A 19,114-nucleotide genomic window follows, 5' to 3' on the forward strand; every position below is an offset into this window, starting at 1 on the left:
CGGTTTCCGACGAAACGGCGCGGATCTTGCGATCCGCGCCGTTTCGCATGCTGCGTCCGGGGATCGCGGGAGCGCGCGCCCACCATGCATCTTTGCCGGTCGCCCTTTTGGGCTGGCTGTGCTATAGCGCCGGCCAACATCAGGAATTTTGCATGTCGGCCCTCCCGCTCGAACAGGCAGCGAGCACTGCGCCCGTTGCCGCTGCTGAAACCACTATTCCCGCCGCCAAGCCCTCCCTCGCCGGGATGGATCGCGCGGCGCTGACCGAAGCTCTCACTGCCGTGGGCGTACCCGCCGGCGAGGTGAAGATGCGCGTCAACCAGCTTTCGCACTGGCTCTATGTTCGCGGCGCCAGCCGTTTCGATGCCATGACCAACGTGTCCAAGCATCTGCGGGCCCTCTTGGAGCAGTCCTACACGCTCGACCGCCCGGAGATCATCGCCGAGCAGATCTCGGCCGACGGTACGCGCAAATGGCTGATGCGCATGCCCTCCACCGGCCCCGCCGACAAGGGCGCCGAGATCGAGACCGTCTACATCCCCGACGAGAGCCGCGGCACGCTGTGCGTCTCCTCCCAGGTCGGCTGCACGCTCAACTGCTCCTTCTGCCATACCGGCACGCAGAAGCTGGTGCGTAACCTCACCGCCGCCGAGATCGTGGCCCAGCTCCTAGTGGCGCGCGACCGTCTCGGCGACTGGCCGGGCCAGGAAGCGCCGGAAGGGGCGATCGTGCCGCGTGACGGCGGGCGCTACGTCTCCAATGTCGTGATGATGGGCATGGGCGAACCGCTCTACAACTACGACAACGTCACGACCGCCCTGAAAGTGATGTCCGACCAGGACGGCCTGTGCCTGTCGCGCCGGCGCATCACCCTGTCGACCTCGGGCGTGGTGCCGATGCTCGGCCCGCTGGGCGACGACGTCAATCCGGCACTCGCCATCTCGCTGCATGCCACCAACGACAATCTGCGCAACGAGCTGGTACCGCTGAACAAGAAATATCCGATCGCCGAGCTCCTGGATGCCTGCCGCAACTATGCGGGCCTGTCCAATGCCCGCCGCATCACCTTCGAATATGTCATGCTCAAGGGCGTGAATGACAGCCCGGCCGAGGCGCGCGCTTTGGTCAAGCTGCTTAGGGGCATCCCGGCCAAGATCAATTTGATTCCCTTCAACCCCTGGCCCGGCACCTTCTACGAATGCTCGGACTGGGAGACGATCGAGGCCTTCTCCGACATCGTCTTCAATGCCGGCTACGCCTCGCCCATCCGCACGCCGCGCGGGCGCGACATCCTCGCCGCCTGCGGCCAGCTCAAGAGTGAAAGCCAGAAGATGCGGGCCCGCGAGCGCCTCGCCATCGAGGCCGACGCCATGAAGAAGCTGGCGGTTGAGGCTTTCTACGCCCACGGGGCGGACGGGGAATAGTACCCGCCGGGACCGCAGGCTTCCAGCCTGCATCTCTTCTCCCCCTATGGGCATTGCCACGAGCAGGTGTCGCAACAATCTTCGCTGATGGTTGTTGCCGAGAAGCCTGCGGTCCCAGGAGTTCGATGTCCTCTCCTCCCTCCCCCAATAGCCCGCGTGGCGTCATCGGCTTCGTCGATCGTCTGGTGCTGGTGGCCTTCGCCGCCGTCCTTGCCGCGATCGCCGCGCTTGTGGTCGGCGTGATGGGCCTGGCCAATCACGATTTCGGGCAAGAGCTCACCGGCACCGCCGAATTATTGGGCTTCAAGACCCTGGCGACGCTGATCGACGGAACCCCCGTGGAAGACATCGGTGCGATGATCCGGCAAGCCGCAACCGCTGCCTTGGCGATCTGGCTCGCCCCGATCGCCCTGGTGGCTGTGATCGGCGAAACCATGGGCAAGGCAAGCTGGATGTTCTATGCCGTCGGGATGGCGCTCGCCTTTGCGGTGGCGCCGATGGTGATGAGCCTGAACATACTCGCCATCGTGCTGCTCTACCGTGCCTTGCTCGGTCTCACCGCCATCGGCATCGTCGCCGGCACGGTCTATTGGCTGGTGGCCGGCCGCAACGCGGCGGGTTGAGCGGAGCCGGAATTGCACGCCATGGTTCTTTTGGCCCGATTTAACCATTTGCTCATCGCGTCCGCGTAGGCTGCGAGCCGTTCCGGTCGAACTTTCGCCGGAATCCCTGTCTTTCGTCGCAGTTGCGCGAGGCGCTCCGATTCACGATGATCGGCGCCACCGCTTTCTGCCCTCTTACTTCGGGATCGATCGAGCCAGCATGATGTCCTCAACCCTTCGCATCGCGCTCATCGCCACCGCCGTCGTCGCATTCACCGGTTCGGCTCTGGCAGCACCTCGCAAACCCAAGGCCGAAGCGCCGGCGCCGGCCGCCGCAGCCGGCGCCCAGCCGACGCCGCTCGGCCAGTTCGGCGATTGGCAGGCCTTCCAGAACGGCACGGCCAAGGGCAAGTCCTGCTTTGCCATCACCAGCCCGAAGGACCGCAAGCCTGCGCGGCTGAAACGCGATCCGGCCACGCTCTTCATCACCCGCCGCCCTGGCGAAGGTGTGAAGAACGAGCTGAGCATGATCACCGGCTTCGGCATGAAGGATGGCGGCGACGCCACGCTGAAGATCGGCCGCTCCTCCTATACGCTCTACACCAAGGGCAGCAATGCCTGGGTGAAGAACGCCGCCGAGGAAGGCACCGTGGTCAATACCATGCGCAAGAGCCGCGAGGCGGTCTTCACCGGCGCTTCCAAGCGCGGCAACAAGACCACCGACCGCTATTCGCTCGACGGCCTGCCGCAGGCCCTCGACGCCATCACCAAGGGCTGCCCGTAAGATTTGGAGCGCGGACATCCTGTCCGCTCTTGAAGCATAGCACTCGCAAAAAGGGCGCAGCCAGATCAAGCCGCGCCCATTTCTTGTAGGTCTCTATTTCCAAGAGCGGACAGGATGTCCGCGCTCCAAAACTACACCGTCTTGGCAGCGAGCCTGTCGCGGAAGACGAGATAGCCGTAAACCGGCATCACCACGAAAACCATGGCGATCTTGATGGCATAGTCGGCAAAGCCGAGGCTGACCCAGGGCACGTCCGTCCCGACAAAGGCGATCACCCAGAACAGCACGCTGTCGACCGTCGAGGCCAGGATGTTGGAGATGGAGGGCGGCACCCACCAGGCATGCTGGCGGAAGCGGTTGAAGACCTGCGCATCCACCATCTGGCCGGAAATGAAGGCGACACCGCTGGCGATGGCGATGCGCGGGTCCGCCGCCACGAAGGAGACGATCACCGCGATCACGAAGGAGGCCATCACCACCTTGCGCGTCATTTCCACGCCATGACGCCGATTGCACAGATCCGTGATGAAGAAGGCGACCGGGAAGATGAAGGCGCCCCAGGTCAGGAAATCGGAAGTGCCCGGCACGACATACTGCACGCCCCAGTTGGCGGCTGCCACGATCACGGCGTGGGCGAGCACGTAGCGCCAGCGCAAGCCGGCGAAAGAGTTGAACAGGGGATTGGCGGTCACGGCATACCTACGCGAAGGAGGAGATTTTCTGGGGCGCTGCCATACAGCAAAAACAGCTTCCCGTGTAGCCTCTCCATCGCAATTGTGCTTCCCAGGGCCGGCATGACCGCTTTTTTGCGTTTACGCGGCAGCCTTTCCGCAGGCGGTGCAGAATTTCGCCCTGGGCAGCACCCGGCCACCGCACTGGGCACAAAAGTGCGCATCGGCCGGATTGTCGCCACCGCATTTGCCGCACGCCATGACGCGTTGCGCAACATTCGGTGAAAGTCCATCCTGGGCAGGAGACCGGCCCCATCCGCCCTGATGGCGATCCTGAGATCCGTGGCCACCGTGATGGCCGCCGGCGCCATGCCTGCCACCCGACAACAATCGATCGAAAAAGTGCCCCATCGTCCTGCTCTCCTCTTCAGGGATGAGAAGAAAGCCTAGCTTCTACAGTCGCTAGAGGAGCAAATGACATATCGGTAAGGTACAGCCGGACCGGTCCGCGAGCCGTCTTGGCCGCGACGCGCCCTATGTCCGGGCCTGGCCCGTTTCCAGGAAGCGCTCCACCCCGGTCAGTCCGGTGTAATGCACCTCGAGGGGCAGCCCCAGCCGCTCGGCGGCGGCCTTCGCCTTGCTCTCGAGCACCGGGTCGGGGAATTGCACCAGGAACATCACCCGCTTGTAATGGCCGAAATACATCGGCAGCAATTGCGGATGGACATCGAGCTTCAGGCCCTTGATCACGAAGCGGTCGAAATGCCGGACCAGGAAGTCGGTGAGGTAGAAGGTGCCGATCTCCTCCTCCTGCATGCGATCGAAAACGTCCGCGCCGGCGAAGAAGGAATAGCAATGCGGTCCGTCGATGCGCTCGACGCCCTCCTCGGCGAGGACTGCGTCGAGCAGGCCGCCGGTGCCGCAATCGCCGTAGAGCACCAGGATCTCGTCATATTTGGCGCGATTGGCGCGGATCTTGCGCCTGATGCCGTCCGGAATCTTCTGGGGGTAGTTGTGCCAGATCGCCGGCAGGCAGGTGACCTCCATATGGTCCCAGCCATTGGCCGTCTTCACCGCCAGAAATTCACGCGCCAGCGCCCCGCAGGCGATCACCAGCGTCGAGCGGGGCCCATCTGTTTGTTTCGAAGGACTGGTCATCGCCCACTCCCCGAGATCGGCCGCCGCTCCAAGGGCGGAACGGCATCGACCGCTCCGCACAGGTCTGCGACCGAGCTTAGCCCGCCATGCCCTGGCGCTTGCCGATCAGCGACTTGGCCATCTCCACCGCAATGGCGGCATCGCGGCAATAGGCATCGGCGCCCACGGCTTCCGAGAAGGCTTCGTTCAGCGGCGCGCCGCCGACCAGCACGATATAGTCGGAGCGGATGCCCTTCTCCTTCATCGTGTCGATCACAACCTTCATATAGGGCATGGTGGTGGTGAGCAAAGCCGACATGCCGAGAATCTCGGGCTGGTGCTTCTCCAGCGCCTCGAGATAGTTCTCGACCGGGTTGTTGATGCCGAGGTCGATCACCTCGAAGCCGGCGCCTTCCATCATCATGGTGACGAGGTTCTTGCCGATGTCGTGAATGTCGCCCTTGACGGTGCCGATCACCATCTTGCCGACCTTGGGGGCACCGGTCTCAGCCAACAACGGGCGCAGCACGTTCATGCCGGCCTTCATCGAATTGGCGGACATCAGCACTTCCGGCACGAACAGAATACCGTCGCGGAAGTCGACGCCGACGATGCGCATGCCCTCGACCAGCGCCTTGGTCAGCACGTCATAGGGCGTCCAGCCGCGCTTGAGCAGGATATTGACGCCCTCGACGATCTCGTCGGCCAGGCCGTCATAGAGGTCGTCGTGCATCTGCTCGACGAGCTCGTCATCGGGGAGTGAGTTGAGATCGAGATCGCCGTCGGACATGACTTGCTGTTCCTGCACTGGGTGAAGCACGGATTACTATAGAACGCTTCTTAATGCGAGGTAGCCTGACAGGGGCGCCTTGCGCTGTCGCACCGGGGACATCGTATATTCAATCTGCGACAACGGCTCAAAAGAGCGATGGCTGCCAGGCAGCTGAAACCCGATTGGGTGGCCGATCTTATCCGCAATCGGGTTCCCGCAGATCGAGCCCGCTATTGGCCCGGCCCGCTCGTCCGAGCTTGTGGTCCGGCACCTTTCGCAAGGGCGCTCATTTGCCCCACAGCCTGCCGCTCCCGAGCCTTTGCGATTCCCGCCGAGTCCGGCTATTCGCAGATCGCTTCGGCAAAACGTTGGCGCCTGACGTCGGTATTGGCTTGCGTGAACGTTGCATGAAATAGTAGGCCTACCTAACGGAATGTCGTGGCGCCGGCCTTTGGCGTGACTTCGATACTGATGGCTGTTCGGAAAAGGTTGTGATGCCCGGTTTATCTCGTCGTGTCTTTGTTCTCGGTGCTCCGTTGCTGCTCGCCGGCTGCGCCTCCTCGCGTGCCACCATCGGCTCCCTGTTCGATAGATCGAGCGACAGCGGCTTCAACTATCGCGAGATCTATGCCGGCGGCACGGAGAACGGCCATGACTATCCGCCCATCAATCTGAAGGCGATCGATCCCAAATATTTGCGGCGCGTCGTGGTCGCCCCCGCCGGTGAGGCGCCCGGCAGCATCATCGTCGATCCCGACAATCGTTTTCTCTACCATGTCCATGACGACGGCACCGCCACGCGCTATGGCGTCGGTGTCGGCCGCGAAGGTTTTGGCTGGAGCGGCAAGGCCACCATTCGGCGCAAGGCGGAATGGCCGCGCTGGACGCCGCCGCCGAAGATGGTCAAGCGCGACCCGCTGGCCGCCAAATTTGCAGGCGGCATGGAGGGCGGTGTCGAAAACCCGCTCGGTGCCCGCGCCATGTATCTCTATCAGGGCGACCGCGACACCCTCTATCGCCTGCATGGCACCAACGATCCGACCTCGATCGGCAAGTCGATGTCGTCGGGCTGCATCCGCCTGCTCAACCAGGACATCATGGCCCTCTATCACAACACCCCGGTGGGCGTGCGGGTGGTGGTGCGGCCTTCCCACGGCGGTACCGAGGCGAGCTGACAGGGGCCGCTGCTGCCATCGTCCTCAGGGCAAAGTGCGATTGCCTCGAACCGCACTTTGCTGATCGAACAGTCGATTGCCTTTTCCGGAGCGCGCTTTAGCCCGGCTTGCGCAGTCCGCTCGACACCGCCCCGATCAGCGCAAGGCCTGCGCCGATCCAGGCGATCATTTCCGTCTGTCCCTGCGCAACCAGGCTGAAGATGACGGCCGCGACGGCGGCGCCCATCGACTGGCCGAGCAGCCGGCCGGTCGATTGCAGACCGCTCGCCCCGCCGCTGCGCTCGCGCGGCGCGCTGGTGATGATGATGCGGTTGTTGGGCGACTGGAACAGGCCGAAGCCGAAGCCGCACAGGGCAAGCCGCCAGGCGATGTCGAAGCTGTCGGGCCGCTCGCCCATGCTGGCGACCGCCGCCAGCCCCGCGGCCAGCAGGCAGAGCCCGGCAATGCCGAGTTTCTCGGGCGAGATCCGATCGGACAGCCGGCCCGAGATGGGCGCTATCAGCGCGGTCATCAGCGGCCAAGGCGTCATCAGGAATCCCGTCGCCGCCTCGGAATGGCCGAGCGTGCGCTGCAGGAAAAAAGGCAGCGCCACATAGGCCATGCTCTGCGACGCGAAGGAGCAGATCGAGGTCGCCATCGACAGCGAGAAGACCGGCCGCCGCAGGAGGTCGACCGGCAGCATGGGCACCGGCAGTTTCACCGAGCGCCGCACCAAGACGAGGGCCGCCACCGCGGCCCCGCCGATCATGGCAAGGGCCACAGGCATGGTTGCGGTATCGCCGAGGCCATCGAGGCCGGCGATCAGCAGGCCGAAGGCAAAAGCATTGAGGACGGCACTGACCCAGTCGAAGCGATGGCCGGATGCCGGCGTTTGCGGCAAGGCCCGGGCTGCGACGAAGAGGGCGATGAGGCCGATGGGGACATTGACCAGGAACAGCCATTGCCAGTTCGCCACGGTCAGGATGGCCGAGGCCACGCTGGGCCCGGCCGCCGAGGACACCGCCACCACCAGCGCCGTGTAGCCGACGCCCGAACCCAGGGAGGCCTTGGGAAAGATATAGCGCACCAGGGCCATGTTGACGCTCATAATGCCGGCCCCACCAAGCCCCTGCACCGCCCGCGCCAGCGCCAGCACCGGCAGGGACGAGGCCTGGGCACAGGCAAAGGAGGCCGCGGTGAACACGGCCAACCCCGCCCAGTAGACGCGCTTGTAGCCGATGATGTCGCCGAGCGAGGACAGAGGCAGCAGCGAGATGGTGACCGCGAGCTGATAGGCGGTAACCACCCAGATCGATTCCGCGGGGGAGACCGCGAGTTCGCCCGCAATCGAAGGCAAGGCGACATTGACGATGGCACTGTCGAGCACTGCCATGGTCAGCGCCATGGCGATGGTCAGGAAGGCCAGGAAGCGTTGGGGAATGGGCAAGCCATCCATGGCGGCGGCGTTCATCAAATACTCACAACCGACAAGGGCCGACGGTAGCAGCCTCTAAAGACAATGAATTGAAAAAATTACCTGAAACGACAAACAGGGCGCCGCAACGGCACCCTGCTTCTACGCTTCGTGGATCGCCGGGGAAGTGCCAGCTTTATCCTAGCATTAAAACCAACAGGATCCGTGATCCTGCAAAGTTTCCTGGATAAGGGTGGCCTTCACCCGGCTGACCGTCAGCCCTGTCCGCCGACGATGTCGCGGGCAGCCTTTTCGATGATGGCGCGGACCCGCTCGGCCTCGGCCTGCGTCCAGGGACCGCGATGCATCTGCAGAGCGTGCCGGAACGTGTGCAGGGCCTCGCGCACCATCTCCGGCGTGGAACGGGCGGAGAAGGCGCTGGCAGCAAGATCCATGCGGGCCATGACGCCATCGACCGCGTCGCGGTTCTCGGCAAGGAAGGCCTCGCCTTCGGGGGTAATGGTGTAGAGCTTCTTGGTGCCCTCCGACGCCTCGCTGCGGATATGGTCCTGCTCTTCCAGGAGGGTCAGCGTCGGATAGACCGCGCCGGGGCTCGGCGCATAGGCGCCGCCGAACTTTTCCTCGATGGCACGGATCAGCTCATAGCCATGGCGCGGCTTCTCGGCGATCAGCGCCAGGATGACCAGGCGCAGGTCGCCATGGCCGAAGACGCGGCCACGGCCACCAAAGCCCCTGCCGAAGAAATCGCCCGGACCATCGCCTTCGAAACCGCCGCGCCCCCAGCGCCCGCCGCGACCCGGCGCACATTCCTGCTGCCCCTCGCGGCCCCAGCCACGAAAACCGCCGCGGCCCCAGAACTCGCCGCGTCCGCGGCCCTCATGATGTCGTCCAAACATACGATATACCTTTCGTTCTATCTTTAAGATAGGTCTTAAGATATATCGAAAGATAGATTACGCAAGAGCCTTTCTCAAATTTCTGCTGCCACGGCGGACATGATGGAAGACACAGGTGAGACAAGGGCCATTGTGGCGCATGGGCAGCGTGTTCTGGCTCGCAACGCTGTGACGATTGACAGCGAAGGCCCCCTGCAGCACTCTTTCGGCGCTGCGTAGGGCGCACCGGCGGACCGCCGGAAGGGCAATGCCCGCCTACAATCGAAAACACGATTGCGCCCATGCCGAACCTCGAAAACCTCAGGAAGCAGGCCAAGCAATATCTGCGTTGGCATCGCGAGCACTATCACCCGGTCGCCGCCGAGATCAGGGCTGCCTTGCCGCGGTTCCACGGCCTCGACGATCATCAGATATTGGAGGCGAATTTCCAGCTTGCCGACGCTCTGGAGCTCGTCGCCCGCCAATCAGGCTTCGTGGGATGGGAGGCGCTCAAGACGGGAGCTTCGACCATGACGGATATCTCCGCACCGACCCTGCCGGAACCCTTTTTGAGCTCGGCCGCGGCCCAGCTCTTCGTCACCGACATCAAGACCTCCTGCGACTTCTTCACCACCAGGCTCGGCTTCAGCATCGACTTCGTCTATGGCAATCCGCCCTTCTACGGGCAGGTCAGCCGCGACAGGGCCCTGCTGGCCCTCAGATTGGTGTGCGAGCCGGTCTATGTCGGCGATGTCAGGCAGCGCGAACATCTACTCTCTGCCGCCATCACGGTCGACAGCGCCGCCGAGATCAAGCAGCTTTTCCTGAATTTCCAAGCCACAGACGTGGTCTTCCACCAGCCGCTCAGGAAAGAGCCCTGGGGCGCCAGGACCTTCATCGTCCTGGATCCCGACGGCAACCTGATCCTGTTCGCCGGCCCAGCTGGGTAAAACGCAGCGCTTGGCCGGAACTGCCCGGGGCGGCACGGTCGAGCAAGGACATTCAATTGGCCGCGATCTCGCGCAGCAATTTTGACTTGATCGATCTCAGTACATTGGCCCTGTCGTCCACTTTCAGGAGAAAGGCCCCCGGGCCACCGATGACGTGATCGCGGTAATAGATATCCGCCGGCACCTCGCCGAGCCGGCGGGGGTCGACCCAGGTCGGCATAGGCAGGCCGTTGATGGCAATGCCCCGCAAAATTGCGAGGTCGCGAGCACGGTCAGGCGCTTCGCCCCTGTTGTTCTCGCCATTGCCCGAAATATCGATCACCCGACGCAGGGCAGCGAAATCATTCTCCTCGATCATCCTTGTCCCGAACCGGATCACGCCGGTGATATAGGTGGTGCCAGCCGAGCGTTTCGCCGAGCCGGCCATGATGCGGGATGCAAAGCGCTCGGCATCCACCCTGTTCCGGAGCAAGGTCCATGGCACCACGACGCGCTGCCCGTCCGACCATTCGACATAACTGACTGCAATCTGGCCCAAGGGCCCGGTGGAGAGGGCCGCAACGACCTCGGGATCGCGAAAGGCCTGCGCATAGCCATCGGTCTGAACGGCCAGATTCTCGTCTGACATCGAAAAGGAAATGTCCGCAGCAAGAACCAACTCGAGATCGACGGCGAGTTGCCCCGCAGACGAGGGCGGTGCCCACGGCATCGTCGCCGCGACCAGGAAAAGCAGCAAGTTCCGCATGAGGGCCCCTCTTTGGGGTCAGCCACCACGTGAGACACCGCACTCAAGTCAAAAAGTTCGAGAAAGCGTCCTGACTATGCGTCTCTACCCCTTCGGTCACAAACCTCTTTTTTGGGTGAGGCCCTCGAGCCTTGATTCAGCATGGCCTGCAACACTTCGGCCCCGCCCCCCCCCGAGATAGGGCGAGCAGGCTGCCCGGGTACTGAGGCGCCGTTGAAAAACGACGCTCCGTCGTCCCCGGCAAGGCTGGAGAAGACGGAGCGCTCATTCTCGAACGATCCCCATGGCGTTTTACTTTAGACGGCGGCGATGGCCTTCCTCTCTCGCAGCCTGGCAACGATGCGCTCGCGCTCCTCGACATAGCTCGAGGCGGAAGCCCTCGCCACCTCGATCGCGCCGGCCGGTGCCGTTGCCGGAGACCCGGCATCGAAGGGCGGCGCCGGGGCATATTCGAGCTTGAGTTGCACGGCCTCGGCCTCCTCGCGGCCTCGCAACCGGGCGATGATATCGAGTGCGAAGTCGATACCCGCCGTGACACCACCGCCGCTAACCAGCCGGTCATCAGCGACAATGCGCTCGGCCACCGGCACCGCGCCGAGCGGTTCGAGCAGATGATGCGAGCCCCAATGCGTCGTCGCCCGTTTTCCTTCCAAAAGCCCCGCTGCCCCCAGCACGAGCGAGCCCGTGCAAACGGAGGTGACAAAGCGGGCGCTCCAGGCCTGGCGGCGCAGGAAGTCGAGGACGACCTCGTCCTCCATCAGCGGATTGACGCCAGCCCCGCCCGGCACGCACAGCACATCGAGAACCGGGCAGTCCTGCAGTGTCGTCGTGGGCTGGACAGGCCAGCCCGAGGTCGCCATCACAGGATCGAGATCCTTCCAGATCAGGTGCTGTACGACGCCCGGCATGGCGGCAAAGGCATCGAAAGGCCCGGCCAGGTCGAGCAGTTGCACCTTGGGAAAAACCAGAAAGCCGATCTGCAGGATCATGTGGGTGCTCCGTTCCAAATCTTGAGGTTGACAGGGCCACTCTAGCGCGGCAGCTTCTGGCGCAAATGTCGTTTGACCCACACTTTACGCCAAACCCAATCGACGGGCCGTGGACCGGCAGGCCACCCCGCGCCGTCGACCTGCTGGCTTTCCCGGGCTTTCAACTCCTCGACATCGCCGGCCCCATGCAGGTGTTCGCCTCCGCCAATCGCCTCCTGGAGGATGACGGGCTGCCTCCGGCCTATCGCCTGCGCATCGTCGCCCGGCAGGCCCAGGTCGCGGCTTGGGCCGGACTGACCCTGCAAGCCGAGCCCCTGCCGGATGCGGGCGACACCTGTGATACGCTGGTTATCGCCGGCGGGCGTGCCGTGCATCAGGCCGCCGAGGATGCCGTGCTCGTTGCCTGGGTCGCGGCCAGGGCGACGACCGCGCGAAGGGTTGCGGCGGTCTGCACAGGTGCGTTCCTTGCCGGTGCCGCCGGCCTGCTCGACGGCAGGCGCGCCGTGACCCATTGGGATTCCTGCGCCCTGCTGGCCGAGCGCTTCCCGGCAGCGCAGGTGGAAGCCGATCCGATCTTCATCGAGGACGGCAATCTATGGACCTCGGCCGGCGTGACCGCCGGCATCGACCTCACTCTCGCTTTGGTCGAACACGACCTTGGCCGCGCCATGGCGCTGGCGGTGGCGCGCGAGCTGGTGGTCTTCCTCAAGCGTCCGGGCGGACAGTCGCAATACAGCGCTGCCCTGGCGCTCCAGCATGGCGCCTCCCGCTTCGAAACCCTGCATGGCTGGATGCGGGAAAACCTTGCAGCCGACCTGTCGGTCCCTGCCCTTGCTGCGCGGGCCGGCATGAGCGAACGCAGCTTTCAGCGCCGCTACCGGGAGGCGACCGGCATGCCGCCGGCCCGCGCCGTCGAAAGGCTGCGTGTCGAACAGGCGCGTACGCTGCTCGCCGACACCGTCCAACCCCTCAAGCAGATCGCCGCTCGCTGCGGCTTCGGCTGCGAGGAGACCATGCGGCGTGGCTTCGCCCGGCATCTGGCGACAACTCCGCAATCCTATCGCGAACGATTTTCTGGCAGGCGATGATATTGGCGGAGCGTTTCATGCTGCCCCGATCTGGAAAGCGTGATTGACAGAACCTGCCGTCCCGTTAATCTGACAATTGCGAGGTACGTAACTCATTCGCCCGGGCAGATGGCGAAGAGAACGTTGGCGGGAAACGGAAACCAGGAACCGGATTTGTCCGAAAGGGAAGCGAACGGGGCTGCCGCGCAGAACCAGACCGTGCCGGTGCTGGCCGCCAGTGGCCTGTCCAAGAGCTTCGGCACCATCGAGGTGCTGAGCAACATCGCGCTCGACCTCAAGCCAGGCGAAGTTCACGCCATCATCGGCGAAAACGGCGCCGGCAAGTCCACTTTGATGAAGATCCTGGCCGGCCATCTCCAGCCGAGCAAGGGCAGCCTGGCCATTGACGGCGAGCCGGTGCATTTTACCGGCCCCGTCGACGCCGAGCATCGCGGCATTGTGCTGGTCCATCAGGAGATCCTGCTCGCCCCCCATCTCACCGTGGCACAGAACATCTTCCTCGGCCGCGAAATCCGCCGTGGTCCCATGGTCGACGACCGGGCCATGAACCGGGAGGCCGCTCGGGCAGTCCGCGAACTCGGGGCAGAGATTGCGCCGACCCGGGTGGTCGAGCGCCTCTCCATCGCCCAGCGCCAATTGGTCCAGATCGCACGCGCCCTGGCAGTGCCGCACCGCGTGGTGATCTTCGACGAACCCACGGCCTCCCTCACCCCGGTGGAGACGGACGCGCTCCTCAAGGTGATCGGCGCCATCCGCGCCAAGGGCACGGCGGTGCTCTACATCTCGCATCGCCTCAACGAGGTGAAGGCCATCGCCGACCGCGTCACCGTGCTGCGCGACGGCAAATGGATCGCCACCAGGCCCGCCGCCGAACTCCAGCCCATCGACATGGCGCAGCTGATGGTGGGGCGCGACATGGCCAATCTCTACCCGGCCAAGGCTTCGGCGGAGGCGAACGCAGCAGCAGCCGAAGAGCCGCTGCTCGCCGTCGAGCATTTCAACGTGCCCGGCTTTGCCACCGATGTCAGTTTCGGCCTCGAGGCCGGCGAGATCCTCGGCTTTGCCGGCCTGGTCGGGGCAGGACGAACCGAATTGTTCGAGGGCCTGCTGGGCCTGCGCTCCGGCAGCGGCAGCCTCAGGCTCGACGGCCGGCCGGTGCATTTTCGCGAACCCCGCCAGGCCATGGAAGCCGGCATCGTCTATCTTTCGGAGGATCGCAAGGGCAAGGGCTTGTTGCTGGCGCAGGATCTGCGCACCAATCTCACCTTGGCCGCGCTGGATCACTTCACCTCGGGGCCCTTCATCGACAAGGCGCGCGAATGGAGCGCCCTCAACCAGGCCTTCCAGGATTTCGACATCAGGGCCCGTTCCAAGACCCTGCTCGCCGGCCAGCTTTCCGGCGGCAACCAGCAGAAATTGCTGCTCGCCAAGATGATGCTGCTGGAGCCGAGGATCGTCATCATCGACGAACCCACCCGCGGCATCGACATCGGCACCAAGGAGCAGATCTACCGTTTCATTGCGGCGCTGGCCGCCCGGGGAAAAGGCGTGATCGTGATCTCCTCTGAAATGCAGGAGCTGATCGGCGTATGCCATCGCATCCTGGTGATGCGGGGTGGGCAGATCGCCGGAGAAGTCAGCGGCGAGGCGATGACGGAGGCCGAAATCGTGGTGCACGCCACCGGCGTTTCCAGGCAAGAAGCGAGAGCACAGGTATGAGCGAGCAACTCGCCCCGACCAAGACCACAAGCCGGTTCCAGGATTTCGACCTGCGCGCTGTCGCGCCCTTCGCGGCGCTCGCCGTGCTGATGGTCCTGGGCTACTTCGTCAACGCCCGCTTCATCGACCTCGACAATATCACCAACGTCCTGGCCCGCAGCGCCTTCATCGCCACCATCGCCGTCGGTGCCACTTTCGTGATCACCGCCGGCGGCCTCGACCTCTCGGTCGGCTCGATGGCGGCGCTGGTTTCGGGCGTGATGATCCTCTTCCTCAACAAGGCCATGATCGGCGATGGCTATATGCTGCTCGCCATTGGCATGGTCCTGGCCCTGCTGCTCGGCGCCCTGTGCGGCGCCGCCAACGGCCTGGGCGTCACCGCGGGGCGGCTCGAACCCTTCATCGTCACACTCGGCACCATGGCGATCTTCCGCTCGCTCCTGATCTGGCTGGCCGATGGCGGCTCGATCGCCATGAAGTCGATGGAGCTCAGGGCCGACTATCGCCCGGTCTATTTCGGCACCATTCTCGGCCTGCCCTTCCCGGTGTGGGTGATCATCGCGGTGGCCGTCATCGGTGCCTTCCTGCTCTACCGCACCACGTTCGGACGGCATGTCATGGCCGTCGGTTCCAACGAGGATGTCGCGCGCTATTCCGGCATCTCGGTCGGGCGCGTGCGCATGCTCACCTACATCATCCAGGGCCTGTGCGTCGCCATCGCCGTGCTGGTCTATGTGCCCAGGCTCGGCTCCACCACCTCCACCACCGGCCTTGGCTGGGAATTGCAGGCGATCACCGCGGTGGTGGTCGGCGGCACGGCACTGCGCGGCGGCGTCGGGCGCATCTGGGGCACCATCTGCGGCGCGCTGATCCTGGAGGTGATCTCCAACATCATGGTGCTGTCGAACTTCGTCTCCGAATATCTGGTCGGTGCCGTGCAGGGCGCCATCATCATCATCGCCATGCTGGTGCAGCGCTCGCTCGCCCGGAGGAGCTGAGCCCGCCGGTCCATATGCAGCGGGCGGGATGAACCCGCCCCGACAGAATGAAAAGCGCTAGGGAGGATATCATGCGCAAAATGCTGACCGGCCTGATGGCGGCCGGTCTCTTCGCACTCGCCGGGGCAGCGGCACACGCTGCCGACAGCAAGACCATCGCCGTCTCGATCCCGGCCGCCGACCATGGCTGGACGGGCGGCGTGGTCTATCACGCCCAGCAGGAGGCCAAGGCGCTCGAAGCGCGCTATCCCGGCCTCAAGGTCATCGTGAAGACCTCGCCGGATGGCGCCGCGCAGGCCAACGCCCTGGAGGACCTGACCACGCAGGGCATCAACGCCCTCGTGGTGCTGCCGCATAATTCCGACGAGCTGACCGACCCGATCCGCCAGGTCAAAGGGAAGAACGTCTTCATCACCGTGGTCGACCGCGCTTTGCGCGATCCGATCCAGGATCTCTACGTCGCCGGCAACAATCCGGGTCTGGGCACCGTCTCGGCCGCCTATGTCAAGGAAAAGCTCGGCGGCAAGGGCGACGTCGTGGTGATCCGCGGCCTGCCCATCGTCATCGACGAGCAGCGCGTCAATGCCTTCAACGAGGGCCTCAAGGGCTCCGAGGTCAAGGTGATCGACAGCCAGTTCGGCAATTGGAGCCGCGACGACGCCTTCAAGGTGATGCAGGACTTCCTGACCAAGCACCCCAAGATCGACGCGGTCTGGTGCCAGGATGACGACATGGCAGTGGGCGTGCTGGAGGCGATCAAGCAGGCAGGCCGCAGCGACATCAAATTCGTGCTCGGCGGCGCCGGCATGAAGGACATGGTCAAGAAGGTCATGGACGGCGACGCCACCATTCCGGCCGACGTGCTCTATCCGCCGGCCATGGTGGCCGTGGCGATGGATCTCACCGCCGCCGGCCTCTACGACAAGCTGCCCGTGCGCGGTTCCTATATTCTCGATGCCACGTTGGTGACCAAGGACAACGCCAAGGATTTCTATTACCCCGACTCGCCATTCTGAGCGGAAGCGACGAGGCGAAAGCCGCCCTTCACGATGAAGGGCGGCTTTTTTACATCGGATATTAGGTATTATAATACCAAATAAAGCAATACCTATTTGGGGCTACAGTCATACCTCTCCGACACGATCTAATACTTCAGTATCATAGTGGCGACAGCAGCCTGCTACCCAATTTCGCCCCACAAGCGTCACATTCCAGACGCAATTCATCTATGACGAAATCCACCTGCACCCCACAGGAACAGCAGAAAAACGAAAGCATAAATGGGCCTAAGCTGCTTTGAATGAGCCCGCAATGCACCGGATTATGTAAGTATATTTTAAGATACTAATTGTACAAAATATAGTACAACTCAAGTAGTTGGAATAAATCGATTTATTTTTAATAATTCAACATTGCGATTTACTGTAATTTGGCATATTTTTCTATCGACATTCAGCTTCCGGTCGATCGAGAAAGCACCCAAGGCTCCCTTCCCCGGAGTTCCGGCCGAATGTTCGAGTTTTCCAGGTGGAGGTCGACATGTCTGAGCACTATCGGAAGGACTGGCGCAAGGTTGCAATGTTCGCTGGACTGGCGACTACTTTGCTTCTTGTCGCCCCGCAGGCCGCTCTGAGCGGCAGCGTCGGCAATGCTGTTGGTGGCGTCGGCAACGCCGTAGGCGGTGCCGTGGGCGCGGTCGGTGGTGCCGTTGGCGGTGCGAATGTCGGCGTCAGCGCCAAAGTGGGCCCGGTCAGCGCCAACAGCAACACCAGCCTCAACAGCGGCGGATTGAACTCCAATACGACGGCCTCGGTCGGCAACGCCGCCACGGCCAATGTCAGTGCATCGGCGACACCCAGCACCGGCGTCAAGGCCAATGTCGGCGTCAATTCCTCGCTCGCCGATGCGGATGTGAGCGCCTCGCTCAACAACAACACAGGCGTGAACGTCGGCGTGGGCGTCAATGTCCCCGGTTCCGACACCGGAACGCCCGGCACACCCGGCAGTCCAGGAACTCCTGGTACCCCGGGCGTTCCCGGCACGGGCGTGAATATAGGCAATGTCTCCAGCCAGCTCGCTTCGATGAGCAGCGCCCAGCGCATCGCCCTCAAGAAACGCTGCAAGTTGATCCTCGGGGCCAGCGACGACTATGACGCGCAGCTCATCAAGCTGTGCCAGATCCTGGCCAAGCTCTGAATCCGTTCCACGAAGGGAACCGGACTGCGCAGAACGACAAGGGGCTGGCCTTCAAGGCCAGCCCTTTTCCTTGGAGGAGGCGGGGAGCACCGGAGAAGCCGGCGTTTCAGTCCGATCGCCCCGCAATTGCAACAAGCCCCTCAGAACGATCCGGCAAAGTTGCCGCCATCCATCAGGATGTTCTGGCGGGTGATGTAGCCGGCCTGCGCACCGGCGAGAAAGGCACAGACCGAACCGAGTTCGTCCGGATCGCCGAAACGTCCGGAAGCCTCGCCGTCCTGCCATTCCGCCAGGACGGCTTCGGGCGATTGCCCCGGCTTGGCCGAGGCAGCCGCATTGTCCCGCAGCCTATCGGTGCCGAAGGAACCCGGCAGGATATTGTTGATCGTCACATTATGGCGGGCAATGTCGCGGGCGAGGCCGGCGACGAAGCCGGTCAAGCCGGTACGGGCACCATTCGACAGGCCGAGATAGGAGATCGGCGCCTTCACCGTCACGGAGGTGATGTTGATGATGCGCCCGAAGCGGCGAGCGATCATGCCGTCGAGCGTCGCCTTGATCAGTTCGATCGGCGCCAGCATGTTGGCATCGAGCGCGGCCAGCCATTGCTCGCGGCCGAACTGGCGGAAATCCCCGGGTGGCGGGCCGCCGGCATTGTTGACCAGGATGTCGGGCTGCGGGCAGGCTTCCAGCAGCTTGCGCCGTCCCTCCTCGCTGGCAACGTCCGCTACCACCGGCGTGACCGTTGCCCTCGTCGTGGCGCGGATCTCGGCCGCAGTGCGTTCCAGCGTGGCGGGCGTGACACCGTTGATCACCACATTCACGCCCTCACGCGCCAGAGCCAGCGCGCAAGCCCTGCCGAGCCCTCGGCTGGAGGCACAGACGATGGCGGATTTTCCTTCGATACCGAGCTTCATGGTCCTGGGCCTCTTCATGCGGGTTGAGAGCAGGCTTTTCGCAGGGCTGCCGACCGCCGGCAAGCCCGTGTGATGCGGCAGACGAGCGAGGTCGCAATTACCGCCCCGCGGGATTGGCATGGCACCGTGGCAGCGCCTATAGCTGAGCCTTCAACCCGCAGGCAGTTCCGGAGAAACAGACAATGGCCTCGGATCCGGCCGAAAGTGACAATCTGCCCCGTCCGGTCGCCGCCGTGCTCGCCGTGGTGCTGCGCGGCGAGGAATTCCTGCTGGTTCGCCGAGCCAATCCGCCCGACCAGGGCCTGTGGGGCTTTCCGGGCGGCAAGATCGAGCCCGGCGAAGGCGTTCTGCAGGCGGCCCTGCGCGAGCTCCAGGAGGAAACCGGCGTCACGGCCCACGCCGTGAAGGCCTTCGCGGCCCTCGATTCCATCGATGCCCGTCCAATCGATGAAGGCGGTCACCATTATGTGCTGGTCGGCGTGCTCTGCCGCTGGCAATCCGGCGAGGCCGTCGCCGCCGACGATGCCCTGGAAGCAGCCTGGTTCGATCTGCCCACCCTTCTGGTGAATCGGGCCCGTGCCAGTATCGACGTCGATACGCTCGCCCGGGAGGCCCTGGCCTTGGCGCGCACCTTGCCATGACAGCCTCCAGGCGCGGG

General features: G+C 63.9%; 20 protein-coding genes. 12 read left to right on the top strand and 8 right to left on the bottom strand.

The window, feature by feature from the left end:
* Nucleotides 1-152 precede the first annotated feature (152 nt).
* The 3 genes from rlmN to ABXS05_RS26290 all read left to right on the top strand — a co-directional run bounded on the left by rlmN (nucleotide 153) and on the right by ABXS05_RS26290 (nucleotide 2,810).
* Entirely contained in the window at nucleotides 153-1,424 is a 1,272-nt protein-coding gene (gene rlmN / locus ABXS05_RS26280) for a dual-specificity RNA methyltransferase RlmN (RefSeq protein ID WP_311934327.1), read from the top strand.
* A gap of 125 nt (nucleotides 1,425-1,549) precedes the next feature.
* Nucleotides 1,550-2,047 carry a hypothetical protein gene (locus ABXS05_RS26285; protein WP_367625900.1) on the top strand — a complete coding sequence of 166 codons (498 nt, stop codon included), beginning with the start codon at nucleotides 1,550-1,552 and terminating at the stop codon, nucleotides 2,045-2,047.
* A gap of 199 nt (nucleotides 2,048-2,246) precedes the next feature.
* Nucleotides 2,247-2,810 carry an invasion associated locus B family protein gene (locus tag ABXS05_RS26290; protein WP_311934329.1) on the top strand — a complete coding sequence of 188 codons (564 nt, stop codon included), beginning with the start codon at nucleotides 2,247-2,249 and terminating at the stop codon, nucleotides 2,808-2,810.
* Nucleotides 2,811-2,941: 131 nt separating this feature from the next.
* Here the strand turns inward: ABXS05_RS26290 and ABXS05_RS26295 are convergent, their stop codons facing one another.
* Nucleotides 2,942-3,502 carry a queuosine precursor transporter gene (locus tag ABXS05_RS26295; RefSeq protein WP_367625901.1) on the bottom strand — a complete coding sequence of 187 codons (561 nt, stop codon included), beginning with the start codon at nucleotides 3,500-3,502 and terminating at the stop codon, nucleotides 2,942-2,944.
* 102 nt (nucleotides 3,503-3,604) lie between these two features.
* Between ABXS05_RS26295 and ABXS05_RS26300 the strand changes: the two genes are divergently transcribed.
* Nucleotides 3,605-3,766 carry a hypothetical protein gene (locus ABXS05_RS26300; protein WP_367625902.1) on the top strand — a complete coding sequence of 54 codons (162 nt, stop codon included), beginning with the start codon at nucleotides 3,605-3,607 and terminating at the stop codon, nucleotides 3,764-3,766.
* A gap of 249 nt (nucleotides 3,767-4,015) precedes the next feature.
* Here ABXS05_RS26300 and ABXS05_RS26305 read toward each other — a convergent pair whose 3' ends face one another.
* Both ABXS05_RS26305 and ABXS05_RS26310 read right to left on the bottom strand, forming a co-directional pair.
* Nucleotides 4,016-4,639: a DUF1638 domain-containing protein gene (locus tag ABXS05_RS26305; protein WP_367625903.1), complete on the bottom strand. Its 624-nt coding sequence runs from the start codon at nucleotides 4,637-4,639 to the stop codon at nucleotides 4,016-4,018.
* A 76-nt stretch (nucleotides 4,640-4,715) separates the two neighbouring features.
* Nucleotides 4,716-5,408, bottom strand: a complete 693-nt coding sequence (locus tag ABXS05_RS26310) for a corrinoid protein (RefSeq protein WP_311934332.1) — start codon at nucleotides 5,406-5,408, stop codon at nucleotides 4,716-4,718.
* A gap of 476 nt (nucleotides 5,409-5,884) precedes the next feature.
* Between ABXS05_RS26310 and ABXS05_RS26315 the strand changes: the two genes are divergently transcribed.
* The gene (locus ABXS05_RS26315; protein ID WP_311934333.1) at nucleotides 5,885-6,565 is read left to right on the top strand and encodes a L,D-transpeptidase; all 681 of its coding nucleotides are present in this window, start codon (nucleotides 5,885-5,887) and stop codon (nucleotides 6,563-6,565) included.
* 97 nt (nucleotides 6,566-6,662) lie between these two features.
* Here ABXS05_RS26315 and ABXS05_RS26320 read toward each other — a convergent pair whose 3' ends face one another.
* Together ABXS05_RS26320 and ABXS05_RS26325 are read right to left on the bottom strand one after the other, a co-directional pair.
* On the bottom strand, nucleotides 6,663-8,015 hold the full coding sequence (locus ABXS05_RS26320) for an MFS transporter (RefSeq protein WP_367625904.1): 1,353 nt from the start codon (nucleotides 8,013-8,015) through the stop codon (nucleotides 6,663-6,665).
* A gap of 218 nt (nucleotides 8,016-8,233) precedes the next feature.
* Nucleotides 8,234-8,875 (bottom strand): PadR family transcriptional regulator, encoded by a 642-nt coding sequence (locus tag ABXS05_RS26325; RefSeq protein WP_311934335.1) that lies wholly within the window; start codon nucleotides 8,873-8,875, stop codon nucleotides 8,234-8,236.
* Between the two features lie 281 nt (nucleotides 8,876-9,156).
* On the opposite strand from ABXS05_RS26325, the gene ABXS05_RS26330 reads away from it, so the two are divergent.
* On the top strand, nucleotides 9,157-9,804 hold the full coding sequence (locus ABXS05_RS26330; RefSeq protein WP_367625905.1) for a VOC family protein: 648 nt from the start codon (nucleotides 9,157-9,159) through the stop codon (nucleotides 9,802-9,804).
* A 52-nt stretch (nucleotides 9,805-9,856) separates the two neighbouring features.
* Here ABXS05_RS26330 and ABXS05_RS26335 read toward each other — a convergent pair whose 3' ends face one another.
* Together ABXS05_RS26335 and ABXS05_RS26340 are read right to left on the bottom strand one after the other, a co-directional pair.
* Nucleotides 9,857-10,549, bottom strand: coding sequence for a DUF1194 domain-containing protein (locus tag ABXS05_RS26335; RefSeq protein ID WP_367625906.1), 693 nt, complete (start codon nucleotides 10,547-10,549; stop codon nucleotides 9,857-9,859).
* A gap of 296 nt (nucleotides 10,550-10,845) precedes the next feature.
* The gene (locus ABXS05_RS26340; RefSeq protein WP_367625907.1) at nucleotides 10,846-11,538 is read right to left on the bottom strand and encodes a DJ-1/PfpI family protein; all 693 of its coding nucleotides are present in this window, start codon (nucleotides 11,536-11,538) and stop codon (nucleotides 10,846-10,848) included.
* A 65-nt stretch (nucleotides 11,539-11,603) separates the two neighbouring features.
* On the opposite strand from ABXS05_RS26340, the gene ABXS05_RS26345 reads away from it, so the two are divergent.
* The 5 genes from ABXS05_RS26345 (at nucleotide 11,604) to ABXS05_RS26365 (ending at nucleotide 17,539) form a co-directional block, all read left to right on the top strand.
* Nucleotides 11,604-12,626 (top strand): GlxA family transcriptional regulator, encoded by a 1,023-nt coding sequence (locus ABXS05_RS26345; RefSeq protein ID WP_367625908.1) that lies wholly within the window; start codon nucleotides 11,604-11,606, stop codon nucleotides 12,624-12,626.
* Between the two features lie 198 nt (nucleotides 12,627-12,824).
* A complete protein-coding gene (locus tag ABXS05_RS26350) occupies nucleotides 12,825-14,345 on the top strand; it encodes a sugar ABC transporter ATP-binding protein (protein ID WP_367625986.1) in 1,521 nt (506 codons plus the stop codon).
* Nucleotides 14,342-15,343, top strand: coding sequence for an ABC transporter permease (locus ABXS05_RS26355; protein ID WP_311934339.1), 1,002 nt, complete (start codon nucleotides 14,342-14,344; stop codon nucleotides 15,341-15,343). Before ABXS05_RS26350 ends, ABXS05_RS26355 begins: the two co-directional genes overlap by 4 nt.
* Nucleotides 15,344-15,414: 71 nt before the next feature.
* Entirely contained in the window at nucleotides 15,415-16,359 is a 945-nt protein-coding gene (locus ABXS05_RS26360; protein ID WP_311934340.1) for an ABC transporter substrate-binding protein, read from the top strand.
* Between the two features lie 523 nt (nucleotides 16,360-16,882).
* Nucleotides 16,883-17,539 (top strand): hypothetical protein, encoded by a 657-nt coding sequence (locus ABXS05_RS26365; RefSeq protein WP_311934342.1) that lies wholly within the window; start codon nucleotides 16,883-16,885, stop codon nucleotides 17,537-17,539.
* A gap of 140 nt (nucleotides 17,540-17,679) precedes the next feature.
* On the opposite strand, the gene ABXS05_RS26370 is transcribed toward ABXS05_RS26365, so the two are convergent.
* Nucleotides 17,680-18,456 (bottom strand): SDR family oxidoreductase, encoded by a 777-nt coding sequence (locus ABXS05_RS26370; RefSeq protein ID WP_367625909.1) that lies wholly within the window; start codon nucleotides 18,454-18,456, stop codon nucleotides 17,680-17,682.
* A gap of 182 nt (nucleotides 18,457-18,638) precedes the next feature.
* Here ABXS05_RS26370 and ABXS05_RS26375 point away from each other — a divergent pair, with 182 nt between their 5' ends.
* A complete protein-coding gene (locus ABXS05_RS26375; protein WP_311934343.1) occupies nucleotides 18,639-19,097 on the top strand; it encodes an NUDIX hydrolase in 459 nt (152 codons plus the stop codon).
* The last annotated feature ends 17 nt before the right edge of the window (nucleotides 19,098-19,114 follow it).

Source organism: Labrys neptuniae (genome assembly GCF_040797145.1).
Taxonomy (GTDB): domain Bacteria; phylum Pseudomonadota; class Alphaproteobacteria; order Rhizobiales; family Labraceae; genus Labrys; species Labrys neptuniae.